General features: G+C 62.7%; 23 protein-coding genes and 2 pseudogenes. 8 read left to right on the plus strand and 17 right to left on the minus strand.

The features are described 5' to 3' along the window. Positions 1-16: 16 nt before the first annotated feature. Genes bioC through bioB form a run of 4 tightly spaced genes read right to left on the minus strand, consistent with a single transcriptional unit; the run spans position 17 to position 3,792 of the window. Positions 17-838 carry a malonyl-ACP O-methyltransferase BioC gene (bioC, locus tag BG841_RS01300; protein ID WP_070056009.1) on the minus strand — a complete coding sequence of 274 codons (822 nt, stop codon included), beginning with the start codon at positions 836-838 and terminating at the stop codon, positions 17-19. After that, the gene (locus tag BG841_RS01305) at positions 835-1,578 is read right to left on the minus strand and encodes an alpha/beta fold hydrolase (protein ID WP_070056010.1); all 744 of its coding nucleotides are present in this window, start codon (positions 1,576-1,578) and stop codon (positions 835-837) included. Before BG841_RS01305 ends, bioC begins: the two co-directional genes overlap by 4 nt. Then, complete coding sequence (bioF, locus tag BG841_RS01310) at positions 1,575-2,723, minus strand: 8-amino-7-oxononanoate synthase (protein ID WP_070056011.1); 1,149 nt, start codon at positions 2,721-2,723, stop codon at positions 1,575-1,577. The genes BG841_RS01305 and bioF overlap by 4 nt, the downstream gene beginning before the upstream one ends. 10 nt (positions 2,724-2,733) lie before the next feature. Next, positions 2,734-3,792, minus strand: a complete 1,059-nt coding sequence (gene bioB, locus BG841_RS01315) for a biotin synthase BioB (protein ID WP_070056012.1) — start codon at positions 3,790-3,792, stop codon at positions 2,734-2,736. 185 nt (positions 3,793-3,977) lie between these two features. On the opposite strand from bioB, the gene BG841_RS01320 reads away from it, so the two are divergent. The 6 genes from BG841_RS01320 (at position 3,978) to cmoB (ending at position 8,347) form a co-directional block, all read left to right on the plus strand. After that, entirely contained in the window at positions 3,978-4,601 is a 624-nt protein-coding gene (locus tag BG841_RS01320) for a ComF family protein (protein ID WP_228141561.1), read from the plus strand. Between the two features lie 138 nt (positions 4,602-4,739). Then, positions 4,740-5,150, plus strand: coding sequence for a hypothetical protein (locus BG841_RS01325; RefSeq protein ID WP_228141562.1), 411 nt, complete (start codon positions 4,740-4,742; stop codon positions 5,148-5,150). Positions 5,151-5,159: 9 nt separating this feature from the next. After that, on the plus strand, positions 5,160-6,161 hold the full coding sequence (locus BG841_RS01330; RefSeq protein WP_070056015.1) for a serine/threonine protein kinase: 1,002 nt from the start codon (positions 5,160-5,162) through the stop codon (positions 6,159-6,161). A gap of 40 nt (positions 6,162-6,201) precedes the next feature. After that, on the plus strand, positions 6,202-6,567 hold the full coding sequence (locus BG841_RS01335; protein ID WP_070056016.1) for a kinase: 366 nt from the start codon (positions 6,202-6,204) through the stop codon (positions 6,565-6,567). Positions 6,568-6,588: 21 nt separating this feature from the next. Beyond that, positions 6,589-7,341, plus strand: coding sequence for a carboxy-S-adenosyl-L-methionine synthase CmoA (gene cmoA / locus BG841_RS01340; RefSeq protein WP_070056017.1), 753 nt, complete (start codon positions 6,589-6,591; stop codon positions 7,339-7,341). A 52-nt stretch (positions 7,342-7,393) separates the two neighbouring features. After that, a complete protein-coding gene (cmoB, locus tag BG841_RS01345) occupies positions 7,394-8,347 on the plus strand; it encodes a tRNA 5-methoxyuridine(34)/uridine 5-oxyacetic acid(34) synthase CmoB (protein WP_228141697.1) in 954 nt (317 codons plus the stop codon). A gap of 81 nt (positions 8,348-8,428) precedes the next feature. On the opposite strand, the gene BG841_RS01350 is transcribed toward cmoB, so the two are convergent. From BG841_RS01350 to BG841_RS17680, 11 genes and pseudogenes are all read right to left on the minus strand, one after another. Next, complete coding sequence (locus BG841_RS01350) at positions 8,429-9,730, minus strand: adenylosuccinate synthase (RefSeq protein WP_070056019.1); 1,302 nt, start codon at positions 9,728-9,730, stop codon at positions 8,429-8,431. A gap of 57 nt (positions 9,731-9,787) precedes the next feature. Beyond that, the gene (locus tag BG841_RS01355; protein WP_070058630.1) at positions 9,788-10,969 is read right to left on the minus strand and encodes an ATP phosphoribosyltransferase regulatory subunit; all 1,182 of its coding nucleotides are present in this window, start codon (positions 10,967-10,969) and stop codon (positions 9,788-9,790) included. A 126-nt stretch (positions 10,970-11,095) separates the two neighbouring features. Next, the gene (gene hflC, locus BG841_RS01360) at positions 11,096-11,971 is read right to left on the minus strand and encodes a protease modulator HflC (RefSeq protein ID WP_070056020.1); all 876 of its coding nucleotides are present in this window, start codon (positions 11,969-11,971) and stop codon (positions 11,096-11,098) included. A 2-nt stretch (positions 11,972-11,973) separates the two neighbouring features. Then, a complete protein-coding gene (gene hflK, locus BG841_RS01365) occupies positions 11,974-13,164 on the minus strand; it encodes an FtsH protease activity modulator HflK (RefSeq protein ID WP_070056021.1) in 1,191 nt (396 codons plus the stop codon). A gap of 79 nt (positions 13,165-13,243) precedes the next feature. After that, positions 13,244-14,554: a ribosome rescue GTPase HflX gene (hflX, locus tag BG841_RS01370; RefSeq protein WP_070056022.1), complete on the minus strand. Its 1,311-nt coding sequence runs from the start codon at positions 14,552-14,554 to the stop codon at positions 13,244-13,246. Positions 14,555-14,685: 131 nt separating this feature from the next. Then, positions 14,686-14,934 carry an RNA chaperone Hfq gene (gene hfq, locus BG841_RS01375; RefSeq protein ID WP_070056023.1) on the minus strand — a complete coding sequence of 83 codons (249 nt, stop codon included), beginning with the start codon at positions 14,932-14,934 and terminating at the stop codon, positions 14,686-14,688. A gap of 60 nt (positions 14,935-14,994) precedes the next feature. After that, positions 14,995-16,017 (minus strand): tRNA (adenosine(37)-N6)-dimethylallyltransferase MiaA, encoded by a 1,023-nt coding sequence (gene miaA, locus BG841_RS01380; RefSeq protein ID WP_228141698.1) that lies wholly within the window; start codon positions 16,015-16,017, stop codon positions 14,995-14,997. Then, positions 16,014-17,917: pseudogene (gene mutL / locus BG841_RS01385) on the minus strand (DNA mismatch repair endonuclease MutL). Before mutL ends, miaA begins: the two are co-directional and overlap by 4 nt. Before the next feature lie 70 nt (positions 17,918-17,987). Then, a complete protein-coding gene (locus BG841_RS01390) occupies positions 17,988-19,364 on the minus strand; it encodes an N-acetylmuramoyl-L-alanine amidase (RefSeq protein WP_228141563.1) in 1,377 nt (458 codons plus the stop codon). Position 19,365: 1 nt separating this feature from the next. After that, positions 19,366-19,854, minus strand: coding sequence for a tRNA (adenosine(37)-N6)-threonylcarbamoyltransferase complex ATPase subunit type 1 TsaE (gene tsaE / locus BG841_RS01395; RefSeq protein ID WP_228141564.1), 489 nt, complete (start codon positions 19,852-19,854; stop codon positions 19,366-19,368). After that, positions 19,838-21,422: pseudogene (locus BG841_RS17680) on the minus strand (NAD(P)H-hydrate dehydratase). Before BG841_RS17680 ends, tsaE begins: the two are co-directional and overlap by 17 nt. Before the next feature lie 128 nt (positions 21,423-21,550). On the opposite strand from BG841_RS17680, the gene queG reads away from it, so the two are divergent. Next, positions 21,551-22,612: a tRNA epoxyqueuosine(34) reductase QueG gene (queG, locus tag BG841_RS01405; RefSeq protein WP_070056025.1), complete on the plus strand. Its 1,062-nt coding sequence runs from the start codon at positions 21,551-21,553 to the stop codon at positions 22,610-22,612. On the opposite strand, the gene orn is transcribed toward queG, so the two are convergent. Next, on the minus strand, positions 22,599-23,144 hold the full coding sequence (gene orn / locus BG841_RS01410) for an oligoribonuclease (protein WP_070056026.1): 546 nt from the start codon (positions 23,142-23,144) through the stop codon (positions 22,599-22,601). The two genes, queG and orn, sit on opposite strands and share 14 nt — an antisense overlap. A 129-nt stretch (positions 23,145-23,273) precedes the next feature. Here orn and rsgA point away from each other — a divergent pair, with 129 nt between their 5' ends. Beyond that, the gene (gene rsgA, locus BG841_RS01415) at positions 23,274-24,332 is read left to right on the plus strand and encodes a small ribosomal subunit biogenesis GTPase RsgA (protein WP_070056027.1); all 1,059 of its coding nucleotides are present in this window, start codon (positions 23,274-23,276) and stop codon (positions 24,330-24,332) included. Between the two features lie 171 nt (positions 24,333-24,503). Here the strand turns inward: rsgA and motB are convergent, their stop codons facing one another. Beyond that, the gene (motB, locus tag BG841_RS01420; protein ID WP_228141565.1) at positions 24,504-25,325 is read right to left on the minus strand and encodes a flagellar motor protein MotB; all 822 of its coding nucleotides are present in this window, start codon (positions 25,323-25,325) and stop codon (positions 24,504-24,506) included. Between the last annotated feature and the right edge of the window lie 17 nt (positions 25,326-25,342).

The raw sequence follows: 25,342 nt of genomic DNA on the forward strand, positions 1-25,342 counted from the left end.
CGCGCCGACCTCGGGGTCAGGCGGGTTTCCGGCAAATGATGTACCCGGCTTCGTAGCTGGCCAGCACATCGCCCCGGGGCGTTCGCGGGTAGTGCCGGCACATGGCGCGCAAGCGGCCGGGGGCGGTGGCGGTACGGCGGCGCCCTTGCCCCTTGTACCGGGCCCCCAACGCTTTCAGTTCCTGCAATAAGGCCAGCGGCGAGCGGTAACGCAGACGGACCGTTTCAACCAGCACTTCGGCAGACGGACAGGCATCCTTCACCTGGCGGGCAAACACCTCCGCCGATTCAAACCGGTTGATGTGCGGTCGGCCCGGATCCGCCCGCTGCCAGGCGGCCTCCAGTTCCCGCAAGGTACCCTGCAGCAGACTGGAGCACAGCAACACGCCGCCCGGGCGTAACACCCGCAGACATTCTTGCAGCACCGGGCGCGGGTCGGCGCACCACTGGATCATCAGATTGCTGAAAATACGGTCCACACTGGCATCCGCGAGGGGCAGCTGCTCGGCGTCGGCCACCAGCCAGCGCATGGCCGGATTGTTACGACTCCCATCAACAGGTTCGGCCCCCCTCTGACGGGCTTGGGCGTAAGCAACCATGGCGGGCGACAAATCCAGGCCCAGCTGCGCACTGCCGGGATAACAGTTTGCCAATGCCGCCGAAAACTGGCCGGTACCGCAGCCCAGATCAAGCACCTGGCGCACACCGGCAACGGTTGGTGCCCCCTCCCGGGCCAGCAGGGCCTGCCCCATATGACGTTGCAAACGCGCCGCGTCATCGTAGGAGCGGGCCGCTTCGCCAAAATCCCGGGCTACCGAATGTTTGGCCGCCACCGTCATACCGCCACCCGCCCGGCCGGTTGCAGCTGGTCACTGAACCGCTCCAGCTCCCGCCGGCACAGCGCGACCGCCGCGGCCCTCGGCCAGTGGGTCATGCCGGGAATCACCTCCACCCGCGCGCCGGGGCCATAGTCCGATAAGGCCATCAGCGGATTAACCAGATAGTCCTGCTCTCCCCACAGGTGCAGACAGGGCACCGGCATGCGCTGCCAGTCGGCCCGCTGGTCGCTGCTCGCCAGCCAGCCCAGACTGCGTTCCAGGCGGAGCTGATCCGCCGGTGGGCCTGTCACCATCCAGTGTTTCAGCGCTTCTTTAGCGGCTTCGGCATCGGGTGCGCCCACCACCTGCATGAGCAGGAACCGCTTCCAGTAACGGACGCCATCGTCGTGCAAGCCCCGGTAAAACTGCGTAAAACTGTCCTCCGGCATGCCGTAGGGCCACTGGGGAGCGGCCACGAACCGGGGAAATGAACACAGGGTTACCACCCCCACGACCTGCGCCGCTGCCTGCCGGGCCGCCGCCATGGCGACCTGCCCACCCAGAGACCAACCCAGCCAGAGCGCAGGCTCCGGGTACTGGCGCAGCAACTGCCGGGCGAGCGCATCGACCGTGTCCGCTGAACCCAGGGTGGTGTCGTCCAGAGTCACCAGATGCACCGCCGCCGGCCATTGCTCGACAATCGGCGCAACCATCGCGGCATCCACCCCCCAACCGCCAACCAGCACGATATCGGGGGTCATGGGCGCACCTCCGCCAGAGCGTCCAGCAACCGCTGTACATCCGCCTCCGTGTGGCTGGCGGTCAGCGTCACCCGCAGGCGCGCTTCCCCGGCCGGGACCGTGGGCGGACGGATCGCGCCCACCAGAATTCCCCGGGCTTCCAGCCGGGCACTGAGTTCCAGGGCGGTCTGGTTATCGCCCACCAGAATGGGTTGAATCGGTGTGGCTGAGGGCAGCAGCTGATACCCCAGAGCCGTGGCGCCCGCACGGAAGCGGCGCACCAGCGCAAGCACATGCTCGCGACGCTCGGGTTCCCGGGCCACCAGGTCCAGGCTGGCACAGGTGGCCGACGCCAACGCCGGCGGCATCGCCGTGGTGTAGATGTAAGAGCGGGCCTTCTGCACCAGATAATCGATCAACAGTTCGGGGCCCGCCACGAATGCGCCTCCGGTGCCCAGGGCTTTCCCCAGGGTCCCCATCAACAGAGGGACCTCCTGTTCCGACAGTCCCAGCTGATCGACCAGCCCCCCGCCGTGACGACCCAGCACGCCGATCCCGTGGGCATCATCCACCATCAGCAAGGCGTTGTAGGTGCGACACAACCCGGCCAGTTCCCGCAAGGGGGCGAGATCACCGTCCATACTGAACACCCCATCGGTGACCACCAGTTTGTGGCCCGGCGTCTGCGCCAGGCGCGGGGCCAGCCACTCCAGGTCGTTGTGGGGGTAACGGTGCACCTTGGCGCGACTGAGGATGGCGCCATCCACAATGGAGGCGTGGTTGAGCCGGTCGGAGAAAATGGTGTCGCCCCGCCCCGCCAGAGCGCTGATCACCCCGAGGTTGGCCATGTAACCGGTGGAGAACAGCAAGGCCGCACTGCGCCCGGTAAAGCGGGCCAGACGCTGCTCCAGTTCGTGGTGCGCCTGATGGTGGCCACAGATCAGATGGGACGAGCCGCCGCCCACCCCCTGTTCGGCCACCGCATCGATCAGTTGCTGACGCACACGGGGGTGGCTGGCCAGTCCCAGGTAGTCGTTACTGCAAAACGCCAGCTGCGGCTGGCCATCTGCGCTCAGCCTGGGTTGTTGAGGGCCGTCGATCAGCCGGCGCTTGCGGTACAGTCCGTCCTGCCGGCGTTGTTGCAACTCGGCCTGGAAATCACGCACCGGTCCGTACTCAAGCCGTGTCGCGGGTGGCGTCATAAAACAGGTGCCGGGTTTGCTCGTACTCCACTGCCTCGGCCAGCGCCGCTTGTTCCTGCTGGTCGGAATGGGCTGTTTCTCTGGGCTCGGGCTGAATGCCCAAGCGCGCAAACAGCTGCCGGTCACTGTCGGCTTCCGGGTTGGCAGTGGTCAGCAGTTTCTCGCCGTAAAAAATCGAGTTGGCGCCGGCGAAAAAACACAGGGATTGCATTTGCTCGTTCATGTTTTCCCGCCCTGCCGACAGGCGCACATGGGATGCGGGCATCAGAATGCGGGCCACGGCGATGGTGCGGATAAAATCAAAAGGATCGAGATCGGCCACATCGGCCATGGGGGTGCCTTCCACCTTGACCAGCATGTTCACCGGTACACTTTCCGGGTGGTGGGGCAGATTCGCCAGCTGCACCAGCAGCCCGGCCCGGTCGTTGAGGTCTTCGCCCATGCCCATGATGCCGCCACAACACACCTTCATGCCCGCTTTGCGCACGTTACTCAGCGTATTCAGCCGATCCTGATAGGTGCGCGTGGTGATGATATGGTTGTAGTAAGTCTCGGAGGTATCCAGATTGTGGTTGTAATAGTCCAGGCCGGCATCCGCCAGCTCCCGGGCCTGGTCTTCCTGCAACATGCCCAGGGTCATGCAGGTTTCCAGCCCGAGGCTTTTCACCTGTCGGACCATGTCGACCACATAGGGCATGTCTTTGCGCGCGGGGCTGCGCCAGGCCGCCCCCATACAGAAGCGGGACGCACCTTTGGCTTTGGCGGCCCGCGCCTCTGCGACCACCTTCTCGATCTCAAGCAGCTTTTCTTTTTCCAGACCGGTGTTGTAATGACCACTCTGGGGGCAGTATTTGCAATCCTCCGGACAGGCACCGGTTTTGATCGACAGCAAGGTGCTGACTTGCACTTGGTTGGGATCAAAATGCTGCCGGTGCACCGAGTGTGCCTTGAACAGCAGATCATTAAAGGGAAGTTCAAACAGCGCTCTGGTTTCCTCGACAGTCCAGTCGTGGCGGATGGCGTTGGCGGTCATGCACAAGTCCTGTTAACGTATCGGCGAATCGGGGTTTACGGATGAACCAGATGATAAAGAGATCGATGCACGTGTCAACCCTTGCCAAAGGATGGGTTAACAGAGCCGGCCGGCCACTGACATTGTGTGTCGCCTGCCTCGCCCCCCGCTCACCCGGAGGGCTGTGCGCACCGTGCCGGGCGAGCTTGCCCCTGAACCGGCAAAGCTGCCGGCAATGCGCCCTGCCCCTGCCCACCGCCGCGGCGGACCTGCGCTGCGGTGAATGCCTGCGCGACCCGCCCCACTTCCAGCGCGCCCTGGCCCCCTGGTGCTACCAGTTCCCTGTTGACCGGCTGATCAGCCATTACAAGTACCAGCGGCAATACGCCTGTGGGCGCCCGCTGATTGACGGCCTCGTCCAACACCTGCACGACCAGGGGTGCTTCACGCCGCCCCGGCGACCGGAGTTGATCATCCCCAGCCCCATGCATCCGGACAAACGCCGCCAACGGGGCTTCAACCAGGCGGAGGACATGGCCGAGCGGGTGTCGCGCTGCGCCGGCATCCCCTGGTCGGTGAACGTGTTGCAGCGCATCCGCCGGACCGCTCCCCAGTCGGGCCTCGATCGCCATCAGCGCCTGACCAATCTCAGCAACCTCTATCGGGTCACCGGAGCGGTGCCGGCCCGGGTGGCGATCGTGGACGATGTGGTCACCACAGGCGCCACCGCCCGGGCCATGGCGAGCGCGCTGCGCCGCGCCGGAGCCAGGAACATCGAGATCTGGGCCCTGGCCCGGACGCCGGCCCCGGTGGCCCGCCCTCGGGACTGATTTACCACACCCGCCGCGATTTCTGCGGTACGCCGGGAGGAAGAATGTACGCAATCCCTCCTCTGTGTCCGTTTAAACCGGTATAATCGGGCCCATGATCTGCAAAGCACGGAGCTACTCGGCATAATGACGGACAGAATGCAGTTTTTAATTGTCATGGTGGTGGCTGCGATCTTCGTAGGCTGGATTGGTTGGCGGGGCTTTGAGGTGATATCTCTGAATCAGAAATTGCGTGACAACGAGACCATCGCCAACTACCCGTACCAACACCGGGTGCTCCGGGTGGAAGGCCGCACCGCGGTGATGAGCGCCCTGCACTCATACCAGCGCTCGGCACGGGAGGCCCTCGCCACACTGCATCCGGAATTGCGACTGGCAAGTGATGGCGACCGTTCCTGGCAGCGTGCCGAGCGGGATCTCGCCCACGTGCAGGCATTGGCCGGCAGTATCATCTTGAGTTCACCTGGCATTTCCCGCATTCGCTGGGAACTGGACAGCAACTGGTATCACCTGACCGCGATGCAACACCAGCGGGCAGGTTCGCACTGACAGGCCCCCATGACCCACAGCACCACCCATCCTTACGATGCCCTCACCCCGGATAACATCCTGGACGCCATAGAAGCCGAGGGCTACGACGTTAACGGGCGCCTGTTTGCGCTCAACAGTTACGAAAACCGGGTTTACCAGATCGGCCTTGAAGAACAACCACCGCTGATTGCCAAGTTTTACCGCCCCGACCGCTGGTCGGAAGCGCAGATTCGCGAAGAGCACCGTTTTTCACTGGATCTGGTGGATGCGGGCATCCCGGTGGTCGCGCCCCAGCGCATGCCCTCGGGCGACACTCTGGGCCGGCATCATCACTTCCACTTTGCGCTGTTCGCGCAACGGGGCGGCCAGGCACCGGACACCAGCGTGCCCGACACCCTGTACCGCCTGGGGCAGTGGCTGGGGCAGTTGCACAATATCGGTGCGGTGGCGCCGTTTGCGCACCGGGAGACCCTCGACATACTCCCGGAATTGCACGAACACAATCGCTTTCTGACCGAAAACGGCTGGATTCCCGAAGACTTGCGTGCCGCGTGGGACAGTCTGATTCCGCACCTGCTGACGCACTGTGCCCGGCGGATTGAGGAAGCGGGTACCGTCAGCACCCTGCGCCTGCACGGCGACTGCCATGCCGGCAACATCCTGGTCCGCGACGAGCAGATGCTGTTTGTGGACCTGGACGACTGCCGCACCGGCCCCGCGGTGCAGGACCTGTGGCTGCTGCTCAACGGCGACGAGCATGCCCAGGGCGGACAGTTCGCGGAACTGCTTGAAGGCTACGAGATGTTCCGCGAGTTCGACCGCCGGGAACGCTACCTGATCGAGCCCTTGCGGTGTCACCGGCAGCTGTATCATTGCGCCTGGCTGGCCCGACGCTGGGATGACCCGGCCTTTCCACGGTTTTTTCCCTGGTTTGGCCAGCCGCGCTTCTGGTCCGACCAGATTCTGGCGCTGCGGGAGCAACTGGCTGCCCTGCAGGCGCCCCCCATCACCATTCCTGGTCAGTATTGATCGGGACAACCACAATTGAACCATTTCAGGAGTTGCTGTTATGAGCCAGAGCGAAGCCAGGTATTCAGTTCGTGCCCTCATACTGACCGGGCTGGTCACCCTGGTGGGCACAGTGCTGGCACTGGAAAGCGCGGGCCGCATTATCCACACTGAGGATAAATCGGCGGTGCCCATCGGCGAGTTCAGGGCCATCCACCTGTCCCCGGATGAACCCTTCCGCATGTCGCGGAAATTTTCCGAATTACACGCCGTGTGCGAACAGGGTTACCTGGCGATCGCCTCGGATGTGGATCCGGCGTTTCGCGGTGTGATGGTGGACTACAAGAACCGCGGGGTGCGCTGCGGCGACATCCACACCTTTGTCGACGATCCGGCCGCCAACGACACCAGCAACCCGACCGACTGAAGCCCTCGCGGAGACGCTCTTATGCCCGACCCGAAACACCCGCAACATCAGACCGACACCCTGTTTGCCGAACAGCGTGCGCACACCGATTTTCGCTTTGACGCCGCCGTGGCCCGGGTGTTCCCGGACATGATCCGCCGCTCGGTGCCGGGCTACACCACCATCATTCCGATGATTGAGGTCATCACCAGTCAGTACGTGCAGCCGGGCAGCCACTGTTACGACCTGGGCTGCTCGCTGGGCGCCTCGACCCTGGCCATGCGCCACGGCATTCCCTTCGAGGACTGCACCCTGGTCGGCGTGGATAATTCCGCCGCCATGCTGGAGCGGTGTGAGCACTTCATCGCACTGGATGATCACCCGCTGCCGGTCACCTTGCGGTGCGAGGACATCCTCACCACCGAACTTCAGGATGCGTCGGTGACCACGCTGAATTTCACCCTGCAGTTTGTGGCGCCGGAGGCCCGGGCCGGACTGCTGGCACGGATCGCCGCCGCGACACGCCCGGGCGGCGTGGTCATTCTGTCGGAAAAAATCCGCTTTGATTCTGAATCGGAGCAGGACGCCCAGACCCGGCTGCACCATGAATTCAAGCGCGCCAATGGCTACTCCGATCTGGAAGTCAGCCAGAAGCGCGCCTCGCTGGAACGGGTGATGCTCCCGGAAACGCTGGAGGTCAACCGTCAGCGCCTGCTGGATGCCGGTTTTGCCGAGGTGTTGCTGTGGTACCAGTGCTTCAATTTTGTGTCCATGCTTGCCATCAAACCCCAGTAACCCTCCGGAGAAGACCGTGCCCGCGTTCGACTGGCAAGCCTGCTACCACGACCTGTTTGCACAACTCGAGGCGGACCGTCAGGACGCCTGGAAAAACACCCTGGCGCATCAGCTGCGGCGGCGCTTCGACGAACAGCCCCACGGTGACCTTGAGCGCTGGCTGGGAGCGCTGAACGCCCTGCCGGCCATTACAGCGGTCACCGCCCACCTGGACCGCGCCACGGTCACCCTGGACGCGGCTCAGGTCAGCGAGGCGGATCAGGCGCGGGTCGAACCGGCCCTGCGGGGCTTGATGCCGTGGCGCAAAGGCCCGTTCAACTTTTTTGGCACCCACATTGATACGGAATGGCGCTCGGACTGGAAGTGGGACCGGGTTGCCCCGCACCTGGCAGAACTGCACGGCCGCCGGATTCTGGACGTCGGCTGCGGTTCGGGCTATCACTGCTGGCGCATGTTCGCAGAAGGTGCCCGCCAGGTGATTGGCATCGATCCGGGGCTGCTGTTTCTGTTCCAGTTTCTGGCGGTGAAACGCTACCTCGGCGCTGTGCCTGTGGATCTGCTGCCGGTCCGCATGGAAGATTTACCCCCGAATCTGCGCTATTTCGACACCACCTTTTCCATGGGCGTGCTCTATCACCGGCGTTCGCCGCTGGACCACCTGCTGGAGCTGAAAGACACCCTGCGTCCCGGCGGTGAGCTGGTGCTGGAGACGCTGGTGGTGGACGGCCCGGAAGGTCACAGTCTGATGCCCGCAGACCGTTACGCGCAAATGCGCAACGTCTGGTTCCTGCCCAGCTGCGCCACCCTGCTGCGCTGGCTGGACCGGTGCGGCTACCGCCATGCCCGGGTGGTGGATGTGTCCACCACCACCACGGCGGAGCAACGCAGCACCGACTGGATGCGCTTTCAATCGTTGCGCGACTTCCTTGACCCCCAGGACCCGTCCCGCACAGTTGAAGGTTACCCGGGCCCCAAACGGGCCACGATCATTGCCGAAAAACCCTGACGCGGCAAACGCGCGAAGCCCGGACTCATAAAAAAAAGGCCCGCTATGCGGGCCTTTTTTCAACGACTTGCACTGACTGGCTCAGTGTTCCGCGAACGGGTGTCGCAGGGTGATGGTTTCCACCCGATCCGGTCCGGTTGACACTATGTCGATCGGTGCTTCGATCTGCTCCTCCAGAAAACGGATGTACGCCTTGGCGTTCTCGGGCAGGTCTTCCAGGCGGGTCAATCCGAAGGTGCTTTCCTGCCAGCCGGGCAACTCGACGTACACCGGCTCGATGCTGCTGTAATCGTCACAGTTGATGGGCGGGCGGTGTAACTCCCCCCCGTCTTTGGTCTTGTAGTCGACGCACACCTTGACCGTGTCCAGCCCGTCCAGCACGTCCAGCTTGGTCAGACAAATCCCGGAGACACTGTTGATCTGGATGGCGTGGCGCAGGGCGACGGCATCAAACCAGCCACAGCGACGGGACCGGCCGGTGGTGGTGCCTACTTCGTTGCCCTTCACTGCCAGCCGCTCACCCACGTCATCGAACAGTTCCGTCGGGAAGGGGCCTGAGCCCACCCGGGTGGTGTAGGCCTTGGTGATACCCAGGACGTAATCCAGGAACAGGGGGCCAAAGCCCGAGCCGGTGGCGGTGCCTCCGGCGGTGGTGTTGGACGAGGTCACATAGGGGTAGGTGCCCAGATCAATGTCCAGCAAGGACCCCTGAGCGCCTTCAAACAGAATGTGTTCACCGCGCTTGCGGAAGTCGTGCAGCATGTCGGTCACGTCCGCCGCCATGGGCAGGATTTCCTCACCCATGGCATTGAGATCCGCCAGGGTCTGATCGATATCGACCGGCTCGGTCTTGTAAAATTCGGTCAGCGCGAAGTTGTGGTAGGTCATGATTTCGCGCAGTTTCTCTTCCAGAGTGACCTTGTTCATAAGATCACCGACGCGCAAGCCACGACGGGACACCTTGTCCTCATAGGCAGGACCGATTCCCCGGCCGGTGGTGCCAATTTTGTCCTCACCACGGGCCAATTCGCGAGCCTGATCGATGCGCACGTGGGTGGGCAGAATCAGGGGGCACGCCAGGCTGATTTTCAGCCGGTCACGCACCGACACCCCACGGGCTTCCAGGGCGTGTACCTCCGTCAACAGCGCCTCCGGGGACAGGACCACGCCGTTGCCGATCAGGCAGATGACCGACTCCCGCAGAATTCCTGACGGGATCAGATGGAGCGCCGTCTTCTGGCCGTCAATGACCAGGGTGTGGCCGGCGTTGTGCCCGCCCTGAAAACGCACCACCGCCTTAACCTCTTCCGTCAGCAGGTCGACGATTTTACCCTTGCCTTCATCACCCCACTGGGTGCCCAGCACTACAACATTTTTGCCCATGACTCTCTCTCAGTGTGCCGCAGCGTCTGCCGCGACCGCAGTAACGTATGTCGGAGTTTACTTGATTGACTCGACAACCCATTGATCATTGCGCCTGACCAGAACCCGGTCACATCCCCGTGCCGCGGGATCGGCTTGTTTCTCTTCCGGGAGCGCCTGAACGACCACGTTGGTCCTTCGCAACTCCGCCACCTTGCGGGCGAGCCCGGCATCCTCGTCCAGGGGTGCCCAGATGGCCCCCCGGGTTTCCATAACCCGCTCGCCCAGTGCCACCAGCGCACGCACATCCAGGCTGAACCCCGTGGCCGGGCGGGCGCGGCCGAAATCGCTGCCGATGGAATCGTACCGCCCCCCTTTGGCAACGGCTTCACCGTGGCCCGGGACATAGGCTCCGAACACCAAACCGGTATGGTAGTTATAGCCCCGCAACTCGCAAAAATCGAAGCCGATACTGACGTCCGGAAACACCTGCGCCAGCTGCGCCACCAGACGCTCAAGCTGAGCCAGCGCGTTGTTGACCGGACCCGAGGCGTTGCGCAGCACCTGCCGCGCTTGCTCCAGTGCTTCACGCCCGCCACTGATGGCCGCCAACTCCCTGAGCAGGGCACCGGGGGTACCTGTTTCATGCTGACCGAGCAAGGCGTTCAGCTCCGGCAACGACTTGCGCCGCATGGCATCGAAAATCGCGGCTTCGGTGTCGGCGGTAAAGGCCGCTTCGGCGATCAGGGATTGATAGATCGCCACATGGGCCACGTCCAGATGGATCTGGGACAGCCCGGCAACCTGCAAGGACTCCAGCATCAGACTGATCACTTCCAGATCTGCGGCTTCGGAGGCGCTGCCAAACAGCTCGCAGCCCGCCTGTATGGGGGTGCGCCCGGTCAGCATATGGCGGGGACGGGTGTGCAGCACGTGGCCGGCGTAACACAACCGGGTCACCCCATCCTGCCGTAAGGTGTGTGCGTCTATGCGCGCCGCCTGGGGCGTCATATCGGCGCGCACACCCATCATGCGGCCGTTGAGCTGATCGGTCAGCTTGAAGGTCTGCAATTCGAGGTCGTGGCCGGTGCCGGTAAACAGCGAATCCAGGTACTCAATCAGCGGTGGAATCACCAGCTGATAGCCCCAGCGCTGGCAAGTGTCCATTATGTCCCGGCGCAGGGATTCAATCCGTCCTGCCAGAGGCGGCAGAATGTCTTCTACCCCGTCCGGCAGCAACCAGCGATCAGATGCAGTCATGTATAGCGTCAACCCATAGAGAAAAACGGACCCAAAACGACCGGATTTTACACTGTTAGCGGCCACAAAAAAACCGGAATACCTGGGCAGGCCCAAATATTCCGGTTTCCGGAAGCGGCAATCAGATTATTTGCCGCCCAGAGGATCCTTGAGGTATCTCAGGAAATCACTGTCCGCATCGATGACCATCAGGTCATTCCGGCCGGTAAAGGTTTTCTGATAGGCCTCCAGGCTGCGGTACAGACTGTAAAAGTCTTCGTTGGAGCTGTAGGCATCGGCGTAAATCCTGGCCGCCTGACCGTCACCCTCACCGCGCAGCTGCTCGGCTTTTGCAAAGGCTTCTGCTTCCACCACAATCCGCTGGCGGTCGGCATCGGCGCGAATCCCCTCGGCCAGCTCACGGCCCCGTGAACGGAACTCCTGAGCCAGCTTCTGGCGCTCGGTGGCCATCCGGCGGTAGACGCTGTCACTGACCTGACTGGGCAGTTCAATCGCCTTCACCCGCACATCCAGCACCACAATGCCGAACTCGTCCACCGAGGTTTCGTTGACCCGGTCACGGAGGGTGTGCATCAGCTCATCACGCTGACCAGACACCACTTCGTGCATGGTGCGCACCCCGAATTCGTCCCGCAGGCCATTGTCTACCCGCGAGGACAGCAGCGACCGCGCACGGAACTCGTCGCCACCGGTGGCCCGGTAAAACTCGTCCACGTTGCGGATCTGCCAGGCGATGTAAGAATCCACTTGCAGGGGTTTCTTTTCCACGGTCAGGTACTGCCGGGACGGGATTTCCGTGGTCAGGACCCGCACGTCGAACTGACGCACCTGATCGATCACCGGCACCTTGAAATGCAGACCGGCCTTGATGTCGGTCTCCACCAGTTCCCCAAAACGCAGCAACACGCCGCGATGGGTTTCCGGAATGATATAAACGCTCGACAGCACCAGCAGGACAACTATAAGGGTTCCTGCAAGACCCACTACACCTTTAGGTCCCATGATTATCTCCCTCTCCGCACGTTGCTGCCTTGTCTGCTCTGGATCTCCCGGATCACGCGATCGGCCAGCGTCTGGATATCGCTGTCATCCTGAAGCCCGCTGCCACCGCTCGGAGATGAGCCGGAAAGCGCTCCGCCACTTCTGTTGACCAACTGATCCAGCGGCAGATACATCATGTTGTTACCGCCTTTGGTATCGACCAGAATCTTGTTGGTGGCCGACAGCACGGTTTCCATCGCTTGCAGATACATGCGCTCGCGGGTGACCGCCGGGGCACGCTTGTACACCTCCAGCATGGCCAGGAACCGGGAGGTTTCACCGTTGGCACGCTCAATGACCTGCTGCTTGTAGGCCATGGCTTCTTCCAGCATCCGCTGGGCGCGACCACGGGCTTCCGGAACCACCTTGTTGCGATAGGTTTCGGCTTCTTCCTTCAGGCGCTGCTCGTCCTCACGGGCTCGCTGCACTTCACGGAAGGCTTCCTGCACCGACTCGGGGGGCTGGGTACTTTCAACGTTGACCCGCACCACTTCCAGACCGGTACCGTACTCATCCAGGAACAGCTGCAGACGCTGCTCGACCCGCACGGCGAGTTCCGCCCGGCCTTCGGTCAGCACCTCATCGAGCAGCGAACTGCCCACCTCATGGCGCAACGCACTGTCGGTCGCAAACGCCAGCGCCTGGTTGGAGTCACGAACGTTAAGCACGTAATCCCGGGCACTGGACACCCGGTACTGCACCTGCAGATCAACACTGACCAGGTTTTCATCCTGAGTGAGCATCTGCCCGCGGGACTCGGCATTCCGGACACTGGTCACCCGCACCTTGGTGACATCATCGATCAGGGGCACTTTGAAGCGCAGACCGGGATTTTCCGTTTTGCTGTACTCCCCGAAGCGCAACACTACGCCCCGCTCCTGTTCGTCAATGGTATAGAAAGACTGGAAGATGACGTAGCCGACGAACACTATGGCCGCCAGTGCCAACACCGCACCGAAACCGGCTGCATTGCTGCCACCGCCGCCCGAACCGGACTTCTTGCCTTTGCCGCCCATCAGCTTGTTCAGGCGCTCCAACCCCTTTTTCAGGGCCTCGTCCAGGTCTGGCGGTCCTTGATCCCTGCCGCCACGACCACCACCGGTACCCCAAGGGTCATTATCGTTGCGATTCCCACCCGGTTCATTCCAGGCCATAGTAATCTCCGTTCCAAAGCAATCGAATGGCTGCAAATACTAGGGATTTATAACCGTTCCGGCAATAGCGATTGCGCTATCAAGCCCGATCGCGGTCCAACTCCGGATCAAACCGCAGGTCTTCCGGCCGCACTCCGGCCTTGACCAGCAGCTGAAACCAATCCCGTTCCTGCAGTCTGATTTCTACTACGACATCACCATTTTCCCGGTGCGTTTCGCTGAGCACCGCACCGGCGTCGTGCATCAGGGCCCGCAGTCTGCCGTCCCTGGGCCCCACGCACACAAACCGGTGCAGCACGTTCTGGCCCAGGCGCTCGGTCAGGGCATCAAACAGCAACTCAAGCCCCACTCCCGTGACTGCCGACACCCACACCCGCACCGGCACACCGTCCTCGTTGCGGTCAATACGCGGGCTGAACTCGTCCAGCAGATCAATTTTATTGAACACCTGCAACACAGGCACCTCATCGGCACCTATCTCCAACAACACGTTTTCAACCTCTTCCATGTTGTCATCCCGGCGTTCGTCCACACAATCGACCACGTGCAACAGCAAAGTGGCTTCTACGGTTTCTTCCAGGGTGGCACGAAACGCCTCAACCAGCTTGTGGGGCAGATGGCGGATGAAGCCCACCGTATCGGCCAGTACAATGGCCCCCACATCGGGCAACTCCAGCCGCCTCAGGGTCGGGTCAAGGGTGGCGAACAACTGATCCGCGGTATAGACCTCCGCCGCAGTCAAATGATTGAACAGGGTGGATTTGCCGGCGTTGGTGTACCCCACCAGCGACACCGTGGGAATGTCCGCCCGCAGCCGCGCCCGCCGCCCCTGATCCCGCTGCCGCCGGACCTTTTCCAGCCGACGGTGGATGGCTTTAATACGCGCCCGCAGCAACCGGCGGTCGGTCTCAAGCTGGGTTTCACCGGGACCGCGCAGGCCGATACCACCGGCCTGGCGCTCGAGGTGCGTCCAGCCGCGAACCAGCCGGGTGGACATATGTTCAAGCTGCGCCAGCTCCACCTGCAGCTTACCCTCGTGAGTACGGGCCCGTTGCGCAAAAATATCCAGGATAACCCCGGTCCGGTCGAGCACCCGACACTTGAGCTCTCTCTCCAGGTTGCGTTCCTGACTCGGGCTCAGCGCGTGGTTGAACAGCACCACATCCGCCCCGGCAAACTCAACCGCCTGTCGCACCTCTTCCAGTTTGCCCTCGCCGATGAATAAACGGGAGCTGGGTTGCTTGCGGGAGCCGGTCACCGTATCGACCGCCTCCACACCGGCCGAGGTTACCAACTCGCGAAACTCGCCAAGATCTTCGGTATCGCTATGGGAAGAAAGCTCCATATGAACCAGAACCGCGCGCTCACCAACATCAGGACGATCAAACAATGGGCAATAACTCCAGCGTCAACGACAGGGGAAATTCAGAAACACAAATACCCGCGTTTCCCGGCGACCGCCCTGGGGCACCGGAAATACGCGGGTTCTTGTTAACCTCAATGCTCATGGAGCTCCGGGGATTACTCCTCGGACTCTTCTCCGGCCGCTCCCGGCTGAGGGAGGCGAACATTGCGGGCAGGCACAACCGTGGAAATCGCATGCTTGTAAACCATCTGGCTTACGGTGTTTTTCAGCAGGATAACAAACTGGTCAAACGACTCGATCTGGCCCTGTAGCTTGATGCCGTTCACGAGAAAAATGGAAACGGGGATGCGCTCCTTGCGAAGGGCATTCAGATAAGGGTCTTGTAGAGTGTGCCCCTTTGACATGTTTATTCTCCTGTTACGTACAATAATGAGTTAAAAAAATTGAAGCAACTCACCGGCCTTTCAATTAAATGTGGTGTTGCGCCTGATAATTTTCAAGGCTGTTTCAACATTTAATGAGGGGTCAGCGCTCAAGTCGGATTCAAGCCAGCTCACATCGGTCCACTTGCGCAACCAGGTCAGTTGTCGCTTGGCCAGCTGACGGGTTGCGGCGAGGCTTTTGTCAGTCATCGCGGCATGGTCATACTCGCCAGCGAGATAGGACCACATCTGCCGGTAACCAACACACCGCATCGAAGGCAAGTCCGGGCTCAGGTCGTCTCGCGCCTTCAAATCGCGCACTTCGTTTTCGAACCCCGCCGCCAGCATGGCAAGGAAACGTTGCTGGATCCGATCGTGCAGAGTCCCCCGTTGCGCGGGCGCAATCGCAAGCTGGGTGAGAGTATACGGCAGTGGCTGGCCTTCGTCTGCCTGCCACTGGGTGAAATAAGGGTAATCCTCGATACGGGATGCACGGCCACCGGGGTCCCGCTGCGACGCCTGCCAGGCCTCTGAAATCGGCCGCCCGGTCAAGCGGATCACTTCGACCGCACGCAGCAATCGCTGCCGGTTGTTCGGATGGATGATGTTGGCCGCCACCGGATCACGCGCGGCCAGTTCCTGATGCAGAACGCCCCACCCCCGGGTGCGGGCCAGCTGCTCCAACCGGGCCCGCAATTGTGGGTCAGCGGAGGGCAAATCGGACAGCCCGTGCAGCAACCCCTTGAAGTACATCATGGTGCCCCCCACCAGCAACGGGATTTTCCCCGCCGCGGTGATGTCAGCCATCGCCTGCAGCGCATCACGCCGGAAATCCGCCACCGAGTAGGTTTCCGCCGGCTCACAGATATCAATCAGCCGGTGCGGAGCGAGCGCCAACTCCGCCGCGCTCGGCTTGGCGGTGCCAATGTCCATGCCACGGTAGATCATCGCCGAATCCACACTGATGATCTCGCAGGGCAGTTGCTGGCACAACCGGATGGCCAGATCGGTTTTACCCGATGCGGTCGGCCCCATCAAAAATATTGCCGGGGGCAATGCCATCAGCGCCCCCTCAGGAAGAGTTTGTCGAGTTCCGGCAGGGTCACCAGGGTCCAGGTGGGACGCCCGTGGTTGCACTGCCCGCTGCGCTCGGTCGCCTCCATGTCCCGCAACAGGGCGTTCATTTCCGGGATGGTCAGCTGCCGGTTGGCCCGGACCGAGCCGTGGCAGGCCATGGTGCCCAGCAACTCATGGGTCATGGCCTCGACCCGGTCGCTCTGGCCATGCTCGATCAGGTCCGCCAATACATCCCGCACCAGCTGTTCGGTGTCGGCATCCCGCAACAACGCGGGTATCTGGCGCACCGCGATGGTTTCCGGAGCGATCCGCTCAACCGTCAAACCGAGCTGCTGCAAGTCCTCGCCGTGGGTTTCCGCCACTTCGGCCTCGGCCTCGCTGACCGCCAGCGACAGCGGCACCAGCAACGGCTGGCTGACCAGATCCTCGGCGTCGAGGGCCCGCTTCATGCGCTCGTAGGTGATGCGCTCATGGGCGGCGTGCATATCGACAATGATCATCCCCTGGGCCGTCTGCGCCAGGATGTAGATGCCGTGCAGCTGGGCGATGGCGTACCCCAGAGTCGGTTCATCCCCGCCGGCAACCGGAGGAGTGGGCTGCCCTTCCACCAAGCCGGCGGCGGGCCGCCGGGCCGCCTCATCTCCGGCGACGCCCAGAGACTGATAAAGCGCGGCCTGATCGCTGGCCCCCCAATCCGGGGCAGGCGGCTGCCCGGGGGCCGGAAACCGCCCCCACCCGAAGTCGGGTAAGCCGGTCCGCCACCCACCGGAGTATGTTGCGGCAGCGTCATCGCCGCCTGGCTCACCGGACTGGCGGTGTCCGGTCTGACACTGACCACGTCGCGCCCCAACGACTGGGCGACCGCGCCCCGCAACTGGTCGTCCGGGCGCACATCGGCGAGCGCCCGGTGCAGCGAACGAAACACAAAGTCATGCACCAGCCGGCCGTCACGGAAGCGGACCTCGTGTTTGGTGGGGTGCACATTCACGTCGACAGTCGCGGGATCCACCTCCAGATACAGCACGAACGCCGGATGGCGGTTGTTGTAAAGTACGTCGCGGTACGCCTGGCGCACCGCATGGGCCACCAACCGGTCGCGGATCACCCGGCCGTTGACAAAAAAGTACTGCAGGTCGGCCTGACTGCGGGAAAAAGTGGGCAAGGCCACCCACCCCCACAAGCGTAACCCGGTGGCCTCGGTATCGATCACCACCGCGTTGTCAATAAAGGTCTGACCACAGAGTGCGGCAATACGACGTTCCCGGTCCGTTACCGTGCCGGCCGGCCGCAGGTTGTGAACCACTTTCTGGTTGTGGCGCAGGGAGAACCCGGTATCAAAGCGGCTCAGCGCTTGCCGACGGAGACACTCCTCCAGATGGTTGAATTCGGTTTTTTCGGTACGCAGAAATTTGCGGCGGGCGGGGGTATTGAAGAACAGGTCGCGCATTTCGACGGTGGTGCCCACCGGATGTGCCGCCGGTGAGATGATCGCATCCATGTCCCGACCTTCCACTTCGACCCGGGAGGCGGCCTCCTGCCCGGCCGCCTTGGAGGTCAGTGACAATCGCGACACGGAACTGATACTGGCCAGCGCCTCACCCCGGAACCCCAAAGAAGCCACGGCCTCCAGATCGTCCAGACTGGATATTTTACTGGTGGCGTGGCGGCTGAGCGCCAGCGGCAGGTCGTCTTTCTCAATACCGCGACCGTCATCCCGCACCCGGATCAGCTTGGTGCCCCCTTGCTCCACTTCAATGTCCACATGGGTGGCCCCGGCATCCAGGGCATTTTCCAGTAGCTCCTTGAGTACCGAAGCCGGACGCTCCACCACCTCTCCAGCGGCGATCTGGTTGGCAAGACGGGGGGACAGAAGTTTGATCGACGACATAGAGCAGATAAGCCTCTCGTTGCTGCGGAATGAATCAGGCACTCAAGGCCCCAAGCATACCAGAATGCGGCTAGGAAGCCGGAATCCGCAACGTCTGTCCGATCACCACCCGATCGTCATTCAAGCCGTTATAACGCATTAACTCGTTGACCGTGATACGGTTTCGGCGGGCCACTGCCGACAGGGTATCGCCCCGACGGATTTGATACTGGCTCGCTTGACGGCCACCCGCCGTGCTGCCCTGCTGCTTGTTCCACGCCAGCAGGGTGCCCGGCGGAGGCGTGGCCTCAAAATAACTCTGGATGCCACTGAATACGGCCCGCGCCAGCTTGTCCCGATGCTGACCCGACTTCAGCATACGCTCCTCGCGGGGGTTGGAGATGAACCCGGCCTCCACCAGGATGGAAGGTATATCCGGCGACTTGAGCACCACAAAGGCGGCCTGCTCCACCCCGGGTTTGTGCAGCCGGGTGATGCCTCCCAACTGGCGCAGCACATGGCTGCCGACCCCGACACTGGCGTTGATACTGGCCGTCATGGACAAATCCAGCAGCACCCCGGCGAGGGTGTCGTCCTTGCCGTTCAAGGACACCCCGCCGACGCCGCCGATCAGGTCGGCACTGTTTTCGGTACTCGCCAGCCAGCGCGCGGTCTCACTGGTCGCACCGCGCTGGGACAGCGCAAACACCGACGCTCCCCGGGGTTTCGGGGTCCGAAACGCGTCCGCATGCACGGAAATAAACAGATCGGCGTTGTGCTGGCGGGCCAGTCGGGTGCGCTCCCGCAATCCGATGTAGTAATCACCGGTGCGGGTCAGTTTCGCCGCGTAGCCCGGCTTGCTGTTGATCAGGTCTGCCAGCTTCTTAGACAGGCTCAGGACAATGTCCTTTTCGAACGTACCACCGGGGCCAATCGCCCCCGGGTCTTCGCCGCCGTGGCCCGGATCGATCACCACCACGATATCCCGCTTGCCGACACCGGCCGCACTCACGGTCGGCGTGGGGCTGGCTGCTTTGGCCGCACCTCGCTCATCAATCAGATCCACCACCAGCCGGTGGCCGTACTGCTCGTTGGGTTTCAGTTGAAAGCTGCGCGCCTTCATCTCGCTGTTCAGATCCAGCACCACGCGCAGATCATTGCCGTTCCGCCGGGCACTGCGTATCCGCTGGATCGGACTGCCAGTCAGATCCAGCCGGGCGAGATCGCCCTGCAAAGAGGTGTTGCTGATATCGATAACCATCCGGGCCGGACTGCCCAGGGCGAACACGTTGTGCTGCACATCGCCCTGCATTTCAAACACCACTCGGGTGTGATCCGGCGCAGGCCAGATGCGCGCGCCCTGGATGGCGTTGCCAGCGGCAGCATCCGCTGCCCAGGTCAGCAGCAACAGCAAGGCCGGTATCAGCCGCCAGGCGGTCATCCACGGCAGAGTGGTGAGTGTGTTCATATCAGAAACCTGCGCCTATCAATTCCCGCCCACGCCGGGTTCCGGGCTTCAGTCGGGCCGCCCGGCCGTCCCCCCGCCGCTCCAGAAGCACGGTCAAATCGGCACCGGGCAGCACCCCCTGACCGCGTTCGGCCCATTCAACCAGACACACCCGGTCCGCCAAAAAATAATCCCGGATGCCCATGTATTCCAGCTCCTCCGGATCACCCAGCCGATACAAATCGAAATGGTAGGTGGCAGGCGTGACATGCTCGTAGGGCTCGACCAGGGTGTAGGTCGGACTTTTCACCGCGCCCTGATGGCCCAACCCGCGGATCAGCCCGCGACTCAGCGTGGTCTTCCCCATCCCCAGATTGCCCTCGAGAAACACCAGCAGGCCGCTGCCACTGGCCCGGATCCGTGCGGCCAGCTCCCGCCCGAAGCTTTCGGTGGCGGCCTCATCGGCCAGCAGGACCTCCTCGCTGGCCTGCCCGTCAGTGGTGGTCATCATTGCCATACTCCTCGAATCCGGTCTCGTGGTTGACGACCACGCCTTCCGCCTCGCCCAGCAGCTGCGGCAGAGTGTCAATAATATCGGTCGCTATCAGGCCCATAAACCCCCGTTTTGCAGCCGCCCGGCCGGCGCAGGCCAGATGCAAGGCGGCCGCGATTTCGGTGGCCGCACCCGGCTCGCGCACCTGTGCCAGCAAAGCACCGACCATGCCGGACAACACGTCCCCCATGCCCCCGCTGGCCAACCCGGGGTTGCTGCCGGTCACCATAGCCGGCACCTCCGCGGCGCTTGCCACCAGAGTACCCGCGCCTTTCAGCAGCACGGTGCCACCGTACCGGTGTTGCAACGCCTGCACCGCCTGCACGCGGTTCGCTTCCACCTCACTGACCGACTGCCCCAGCAATCGCGCGGCCTCTCCCGGATGCGGGGTCAGCACCTGACAGGCGGCATGCACCGGAGCCCGCTGCGCCAGCAAATTGAGCGCATCCGCATCCAGCACCCGGGGCTTGGCGGTGCTGATGACCTGTTGCAGCATTTGCTGCCCCCAGGCACCGCGCCCTAACCCCGGACCACACACGATCACCGTAGCCGCCTCCAGCAGAGGGGTCAGCTGGGACCCGTGGGTAACCCCCTGCACCATCACCGCCGGGCAGCGAGCCAGCATGGCGGTCACGTGCTCCGGCCGGGTGGCCAGACTGACCAGGCCGGCCCCGCACCGCACTGCGGCTTCTGCTGCGAGCAGGCCCGCACCGCCATAGCCCCGGTCGCCCGCCACCACCAGCACATGCCCAAACCGGCCCTTGTGCGCCGTGGCCGCACGCACCGGCAACCGGGGGGCCACCTGCGGCCAGCGCACCCGTCTGGCCAAGGGGGGGCTGCAGGGCAGCCGCCTGTGCAGCGCCCTCATCAAGGGCGTCAAACACCACGGTACCGGCGCAGTCCGGCCCTCGGCCGGTAAACAGTCCCGCCTTCAAAGCGATAAACGTGACCGTCAACGCGGCCCTGACCGCCGGCCCGGGAGCCGCTCCGGTGGTGCCATCCAATCCCGAAGGCACATCCACGGCAACCACTGCGGCGGCGGATTCATTGCATCGCGCAATCACCTCGGCATAGGGTTGCCGGGGCACGCCACTGATGCCTGTGCCCAGCAGCGCGTCCACGATAACCGCCACCGCAAACACCGCCTGCCGTCCGCGGTCATCGAGCCCGGCCCAAGACACCGGTCGCCCCCCGACGGCCTTGTACTCTTCCCAGGCCAGACGGGCGTCGCCGGTGAGACGGGCCGGATCGGCCACCGCCACGCAATGCACCGGCACCCCATGACGGTGCGCTGCGGCCGCTACCAGGTAGCCGTCCCCGCCGTTGTTGCCCGCCCCGCACAGCACCGTGATCGCGGACGGCGCCGGCCAGCGCCGCAGCAGCTGGCGAAACACGGAGCGGGCCGCCCGGCTCATGAGTTCAAAACCGGCCGTCCCCTGCTCGTCGATAAGAGAGCGATCCATGGCACGAACGGCGTCGGCGGCGTACAAGGTTTCTGGTAAGCTGTGCAGATGAACCCGTGCCATAAAGCGACAAACCCAGCAAAGAATACAGTTTAAGTGTTAAGGCCAGACTTTTGTAAAGAATAGCAAAATACAAAAAAGGTCATAACGTAATCAACGTATTTTACATGAAACCCAAGTAACGACCGATCATGCAGCACACACTCGACACCCTGCCCGACCAGATTCGCCTTTGGGCTGAAGAGCTTGGCTTCGCCGAAGTGGGCATCACCCGGGCGGATACCGGCGATCACGGCCAGCGCTTGCAGGCGTGGCTGCAGGAGGGACTGCATGGCGAAATGGCGTACATGGCTGACCATGGTGACAAACGCTACACACCTGAGTCCCTGATTCCCGGCACCCAGCGGATCATTTCGGTGCGCATGAATTACCTGACCACTCCGGACAATCCCGCGGCGGTGCTCAACGACCGGGAGAAAGCCTACATTTCCCGCTACACCCTGGGGCGCGACTACCACAAACTGATACGCAAGCGCCTGACCACCCTGGCCAAACGTGTGGATGAAGCCCTGTCCGGTTACAACTACCGCGCCTTTGTAGACAGCGCACCGGTCCTGGAGCGCGCCCTCGCACAGCGGGCCGGTCTGGGCTGGTTTGGCAAAAACACCATGCTGCTGAATCGCCAGGCGGGGTCATTTTTCTTTCTGGGGGAAATCTTCACCAGTGCGCCCCTGCCACTGGATGCGCCCTACGAAGGTGATCATTGCGGCAGCTGCAGCGCCTGCCTGGACCTGTGTCCGACCAACGCCTTTTTAGGACCCCACAAGCTCGACGCCCGGCGCTGCATCAGTTACCTGACCATTGAACTGAAAGGCGCCATTCCGGAAGAGCTGCGCCCGTTGATGGGCAACCGGGTGTTTGGCTGCGACGACTGCCAGCTGGTGTGCCCCTGGAACAAATTCAGCAAACCCTCGCAGGAAGAGGATTTCCGGCCCCGTCACAATTTCGACAACGCCGACCTGGCGGCGCTGTTTCGGTGGTCCGAGGAAGAGTTTCTCCGCCGCACCGAAGGCTCGGCCATCCGGCGGACCGGTTACGAGGGCTGGCTGCGCAATCTGGCGGTGGGACTGGGCAACGCCCCGTCAACCATCCCGATCATCGAGGCGCTCCGGTCCAGGGCCGGGCATCCCTCCCCCCTGGTGCGCGAACACGTGCACTGGGCACTGGCCCGGCACGGCCTCACTGCAGATTAAAAAAGTGCTCGCGGTAGTGCTGCAACTCGGCGATGGAGTCACGGATATCGTCCAGCGCCAGGTGGGTGCCCTTTTTGCTGACCCCTTGCAACACGTCCGGACGCCAGCGCCGCGCCAGCTCTTTCACCGTGCTCACATCCAGGTTGCGGTAATGAAAAAACGCTTCCAGCCGGGGCATGTATTTGACCAGAAAACGGCGGTCCTGACCGACGCTGTTGCCGCACAGGGGTGACTGCCCGGGTTCAAGGTGCTGGCTGAGAAACGCCAGGGTCTGCTGCTCCGCCTCTGCTTCCGAGATATGGCTGTCACGTACCCGCTGGGTGAGGCCGTTTTCACCGTGGGTGCGGGTGCACCATTCGTCCATGGCGTCGAGCAGGCTGTCGGGCTGTTTCACGGCAAGCACCGGCCCTTCGGCAATGATCTGCAGGTTGGCGTCGGTGACGATGGTGGCGATTTCGATGATCCGTTCCTGCTCCGGGTCAAGCCCGGTCATTTCCAGATCGATCCAGACCAGACGATCAGTTGTTGCCATCAGAAAACTCTCCGTGCACGGCGTCGGTGCACCGCGAACCGAAGACCGCGGGGCAGACTCAATGTGAATATTTGGCGTATGATGTCACAACCGTCCATTTTACGATACCAACAGCAAAGCAGGAGATTCATGGCGAAACGGCGACTCAATAAGCAGCAACAGTGGCGCATCGAAAAAATTCAGGCGGAGCGGACCGCACGCTCGAAACGCAGGGAACAGGAAATCGACCTGCAACTGGCGGCGGGCGCACTTGGCGCCGAACAGCCCGGTCTGGTGATTGCCCATTACGGCCAGCAGCTGGATATTGAAGCCCGTGACGGTAAAAACGCCGGTGAACTTTACCGTTGTTTTGTCCGCGCCAACATTGGCAGCCTGGTGACCGGTGACCGGGTGGTCTGGCGGGCCGGTGCCGACGGCCAGACCGGGGTGGTGGTGGCCCGGGAAGAACGCTCCACCCTGCTGCAGCGCCCCGACAATTTCGGCAACCTCAAACCGGTCGCTGCCAATATCGATCACATTATTCTGGTTATTGCCCCCGAACCCGAGCCCCACGACAACCTGATCGACCGCTATCTGGTGGCGGCGGAAAACACCGGCATCCCGGCGGTTATTCTGCTCAACAAGGCCGACCTGCTGAGCAACGCCAACCGGCCGCACATCGACACCTTGCTGGCCCGTTATGAAACCCTGGGTTACACGGTGGTACAAACCTCCGCGCTGACCGCGGACAAGACGCCCGCCCCGCCGGTCCAGGCGCTGGTGGAAGGCCGCACCAGTGTGTTTGTGGGGCAGTCGGGGGTGGGCAAGTCGTCGATCATCCAGACCCTGCTGCCGGACGAATCCCTGCGGGTGGGCGCGCTGTCAGAAAGCACCGGCAAGGGCACCCACACCACCACCACGGCCAAGCTGTTCCACCTGGCCTGCGGCGGCGACCTGATTGACTCTCCGGGAATCCGCGAGTTCGGCTTGTGGCACATGACCCCACAGGAAATTGAATACGGTTTCCGGGAAATTCGCGATCTGATCGGCAGCTGCAAGTTTCGCAACTGCCAGCACAAGAACGACCCCGGCTGCGCCCTCAACCAGGCCGCAGCAGACGGGACGATCAGCGCCGAGCGTCTGCACAGCTTTCACCGGATTCTGCTGGCCATGGCAGAACAGCAGGCCCGCGGCCTGTCCCTCGACTGAGCAGCCGGTTCGCCCCGACCCGGCTAATCATCCGGATTGGCGGTATCGGGCTGCGGACGGGGTTCTAACCAGTCCCCACTCTCCAACTGGCGGCGCGCCTCCTGCTGCACGTCAGCCGCAGGCGCGGTCAGATCAATCACCGGAATGTCCGCGGCGTCCCTGCGACTGGCGTTACTGTGAATGTTGCGGGCGGTTTTTTTCGTTCAGCACGATGATCGCAATGCGCCGGTTCACCGGCGCCTCCGGATTGTTCCTGTCGAACAGCACCGAATCACTCAGCCCCACCACCCGCGCCACCTGCCCCTGGGCAACGCCACCGGCTACCAGGGCGCGGCGGGCCGTGTTGGCCCGGTCGGCCGACAGTTCCCAGTTGGTGTAGCCCGGCCGCCCGCGGAACGGGGTGCTGTCGGTGTGGCCGGTAATGCTGAGCTTATTGGGCACTGCACTGAGCGGCTTGGCCAGCTCGAACAGGATGTCTTGTGAATAATACTTGAGCTGGGCCCGGCCGCTCGCGAACATGGGCCGTTTGGAGCGGTCGACAATCTGGATACGTAACCCTTCGTCGGTTATATCAATCAGCAGCTGATCCTTGAACTCGTGCAGGGTGGGGCTTTGCTCGATCTGCTCCTGCAGACGCTGCAACAGTTCCTCCATCTGGCGCTGTTCGAGGGATTCCGCCAGTGCTTCAATGCGCTCGTCCTCCAGCCGCACCTTGTGATCGCCGGCCTCAATCAACGGTGAATCCACCACCGACACGCTTCCGCCCAGATCAATCGGATTGGCTGAACCGCCGTCGGTAAAACCGATCGGGTCTTTGAAATACCCCTCCACCGCATTGATCTGCTCCGGGGAGGCCGTTGCTGTCAGCCACAGCACCAGAAAAAACGCCATCATGGCGGTGGCAAAGTCTGCAAAGGCAACCTTCCACGCCCCGCCATGGCGGGCCTTCACCACCTTTCTTACCCGTTTGACAATGATGGGTCGCTGTTCCACACGCTCACCTGCTGCTG

The sequence above is a fragment of the Marinobacter sp. X15-166B genome, from assembly GCF_001752365.1.
Taxonomy (GTDB): Bacteria; Pseudomonadota; Gammaproteobacteria; order Pseudomonadales; family Oleiphilaceae; genus Marinobacter.

Coding starts and splice junctions, on each gene's coding strand:
- cmoA (WP_070056017.1), top strand. CDS start 6,589: ATGCCCGACCCGAAACACCCGCAACATCAGACCGACACCCTGTTTGCC.
- orn (WP_070056026.1), bottom strand. CDS start 23,144: ATGGCAACAACTGATCGTCTGGTCTGGATCGATCTGGAAATGACCGGG.
- BG841_RS01350 (WP_070056019.1), bottom strand. CDS start 9,730: ATGGGCAAAAATGTTGTAGTGCTGGGCACCCAGTGGGGTGATGAAGGC.
- BG841_RS01330 (WP_070056015.1), top strand. CDS start 5,160: ATGACCCACAGCACCACCCATCCTTACGATGCCCTCACCCCGGATAAC.
- BG841_RS01355 (WP_070058630.1), bottom strand. CDS start 10,969: ATGACTGCATCTGATCGCTGGTTGCTGCCGGACGGGGTAGAAGACATT.
- hfq (WP_070056023.1), bottom strand. CDS start 14,934: ATGTCAAAGGGGCACACTCTACAAGACCCTTATCTGAATGCCCTTCGC.
- BG841_RS01335 (WP_070056016.1), top strand. CDS start 6,202: ATGAGCCAGAGCGAAGCCAGGTATTCAGTTCGTGCCCTCATACTGACC.
- bioB (WP_070056012.1), bottom strand. CDS start 3,792: ATGACCGCCAACGCCATCCGCCACGACTGGACTGTCGAGGAAACCAGA.
- BG841_RS01390 (WP_228141563.1), bottom strand. CDS start 19,364: ATGAACACACTCACCACTCTGCCGTGGATGACCGCCTGGCGGCTGATA.
- hflC (WP_070056020.1), bottom strand. CDS start 11,971: ATGGGACCTAAAGGTGTAGTGGGTCTTGCAGGAACCCTTATAGTTGTC.
- queG (WP_070056025.1), top strand. CDS start 21,551: ATGCAGCACACACTCGACACCCTGCCCGACCAGATTCGCCTTTGGGCT.
- hflK (WP_070056021.1), bottom strand. CDS start 13,164: ATGGCCTGGAATGAACCGGGTGGGAATCGCAACGATAATGACCCTTGG.
- BG841_RS01325 (WP_228141562.1), top strand. CDS start 4,740: ATGCAGTTTTTAATTGTCATGGTGGTGGCTGCGATCTTCGTAGGCTGG.
- tsaE (WP_228141564.1), bottom strand. CDS start 19,854: ATGATGACCACCACTGACGGGCAGGCCAGCGAGGAGGTCCTGCTGGCC.
- BG841_RS01305 (WP_070056010.1), bottom strand. CDS start 1,578: ATGACCCCCGATATCGTGCTGGTTGGCGGTTGGGGGGTGGATGCCGCG.
- bioC (WP_070056009.1), bottom strand. CDS start 838: ATGACGGTGGCGGCCAAACATTCGGTAGCCCGGGATTTTGGCGAAGCG.
- rsgA (WP_070056027.1), top strand. CDS start 23,274: ATGGCGAAACGGCGACTCAATAAGCAGCAACAGTGGCGCATCGAAAAA.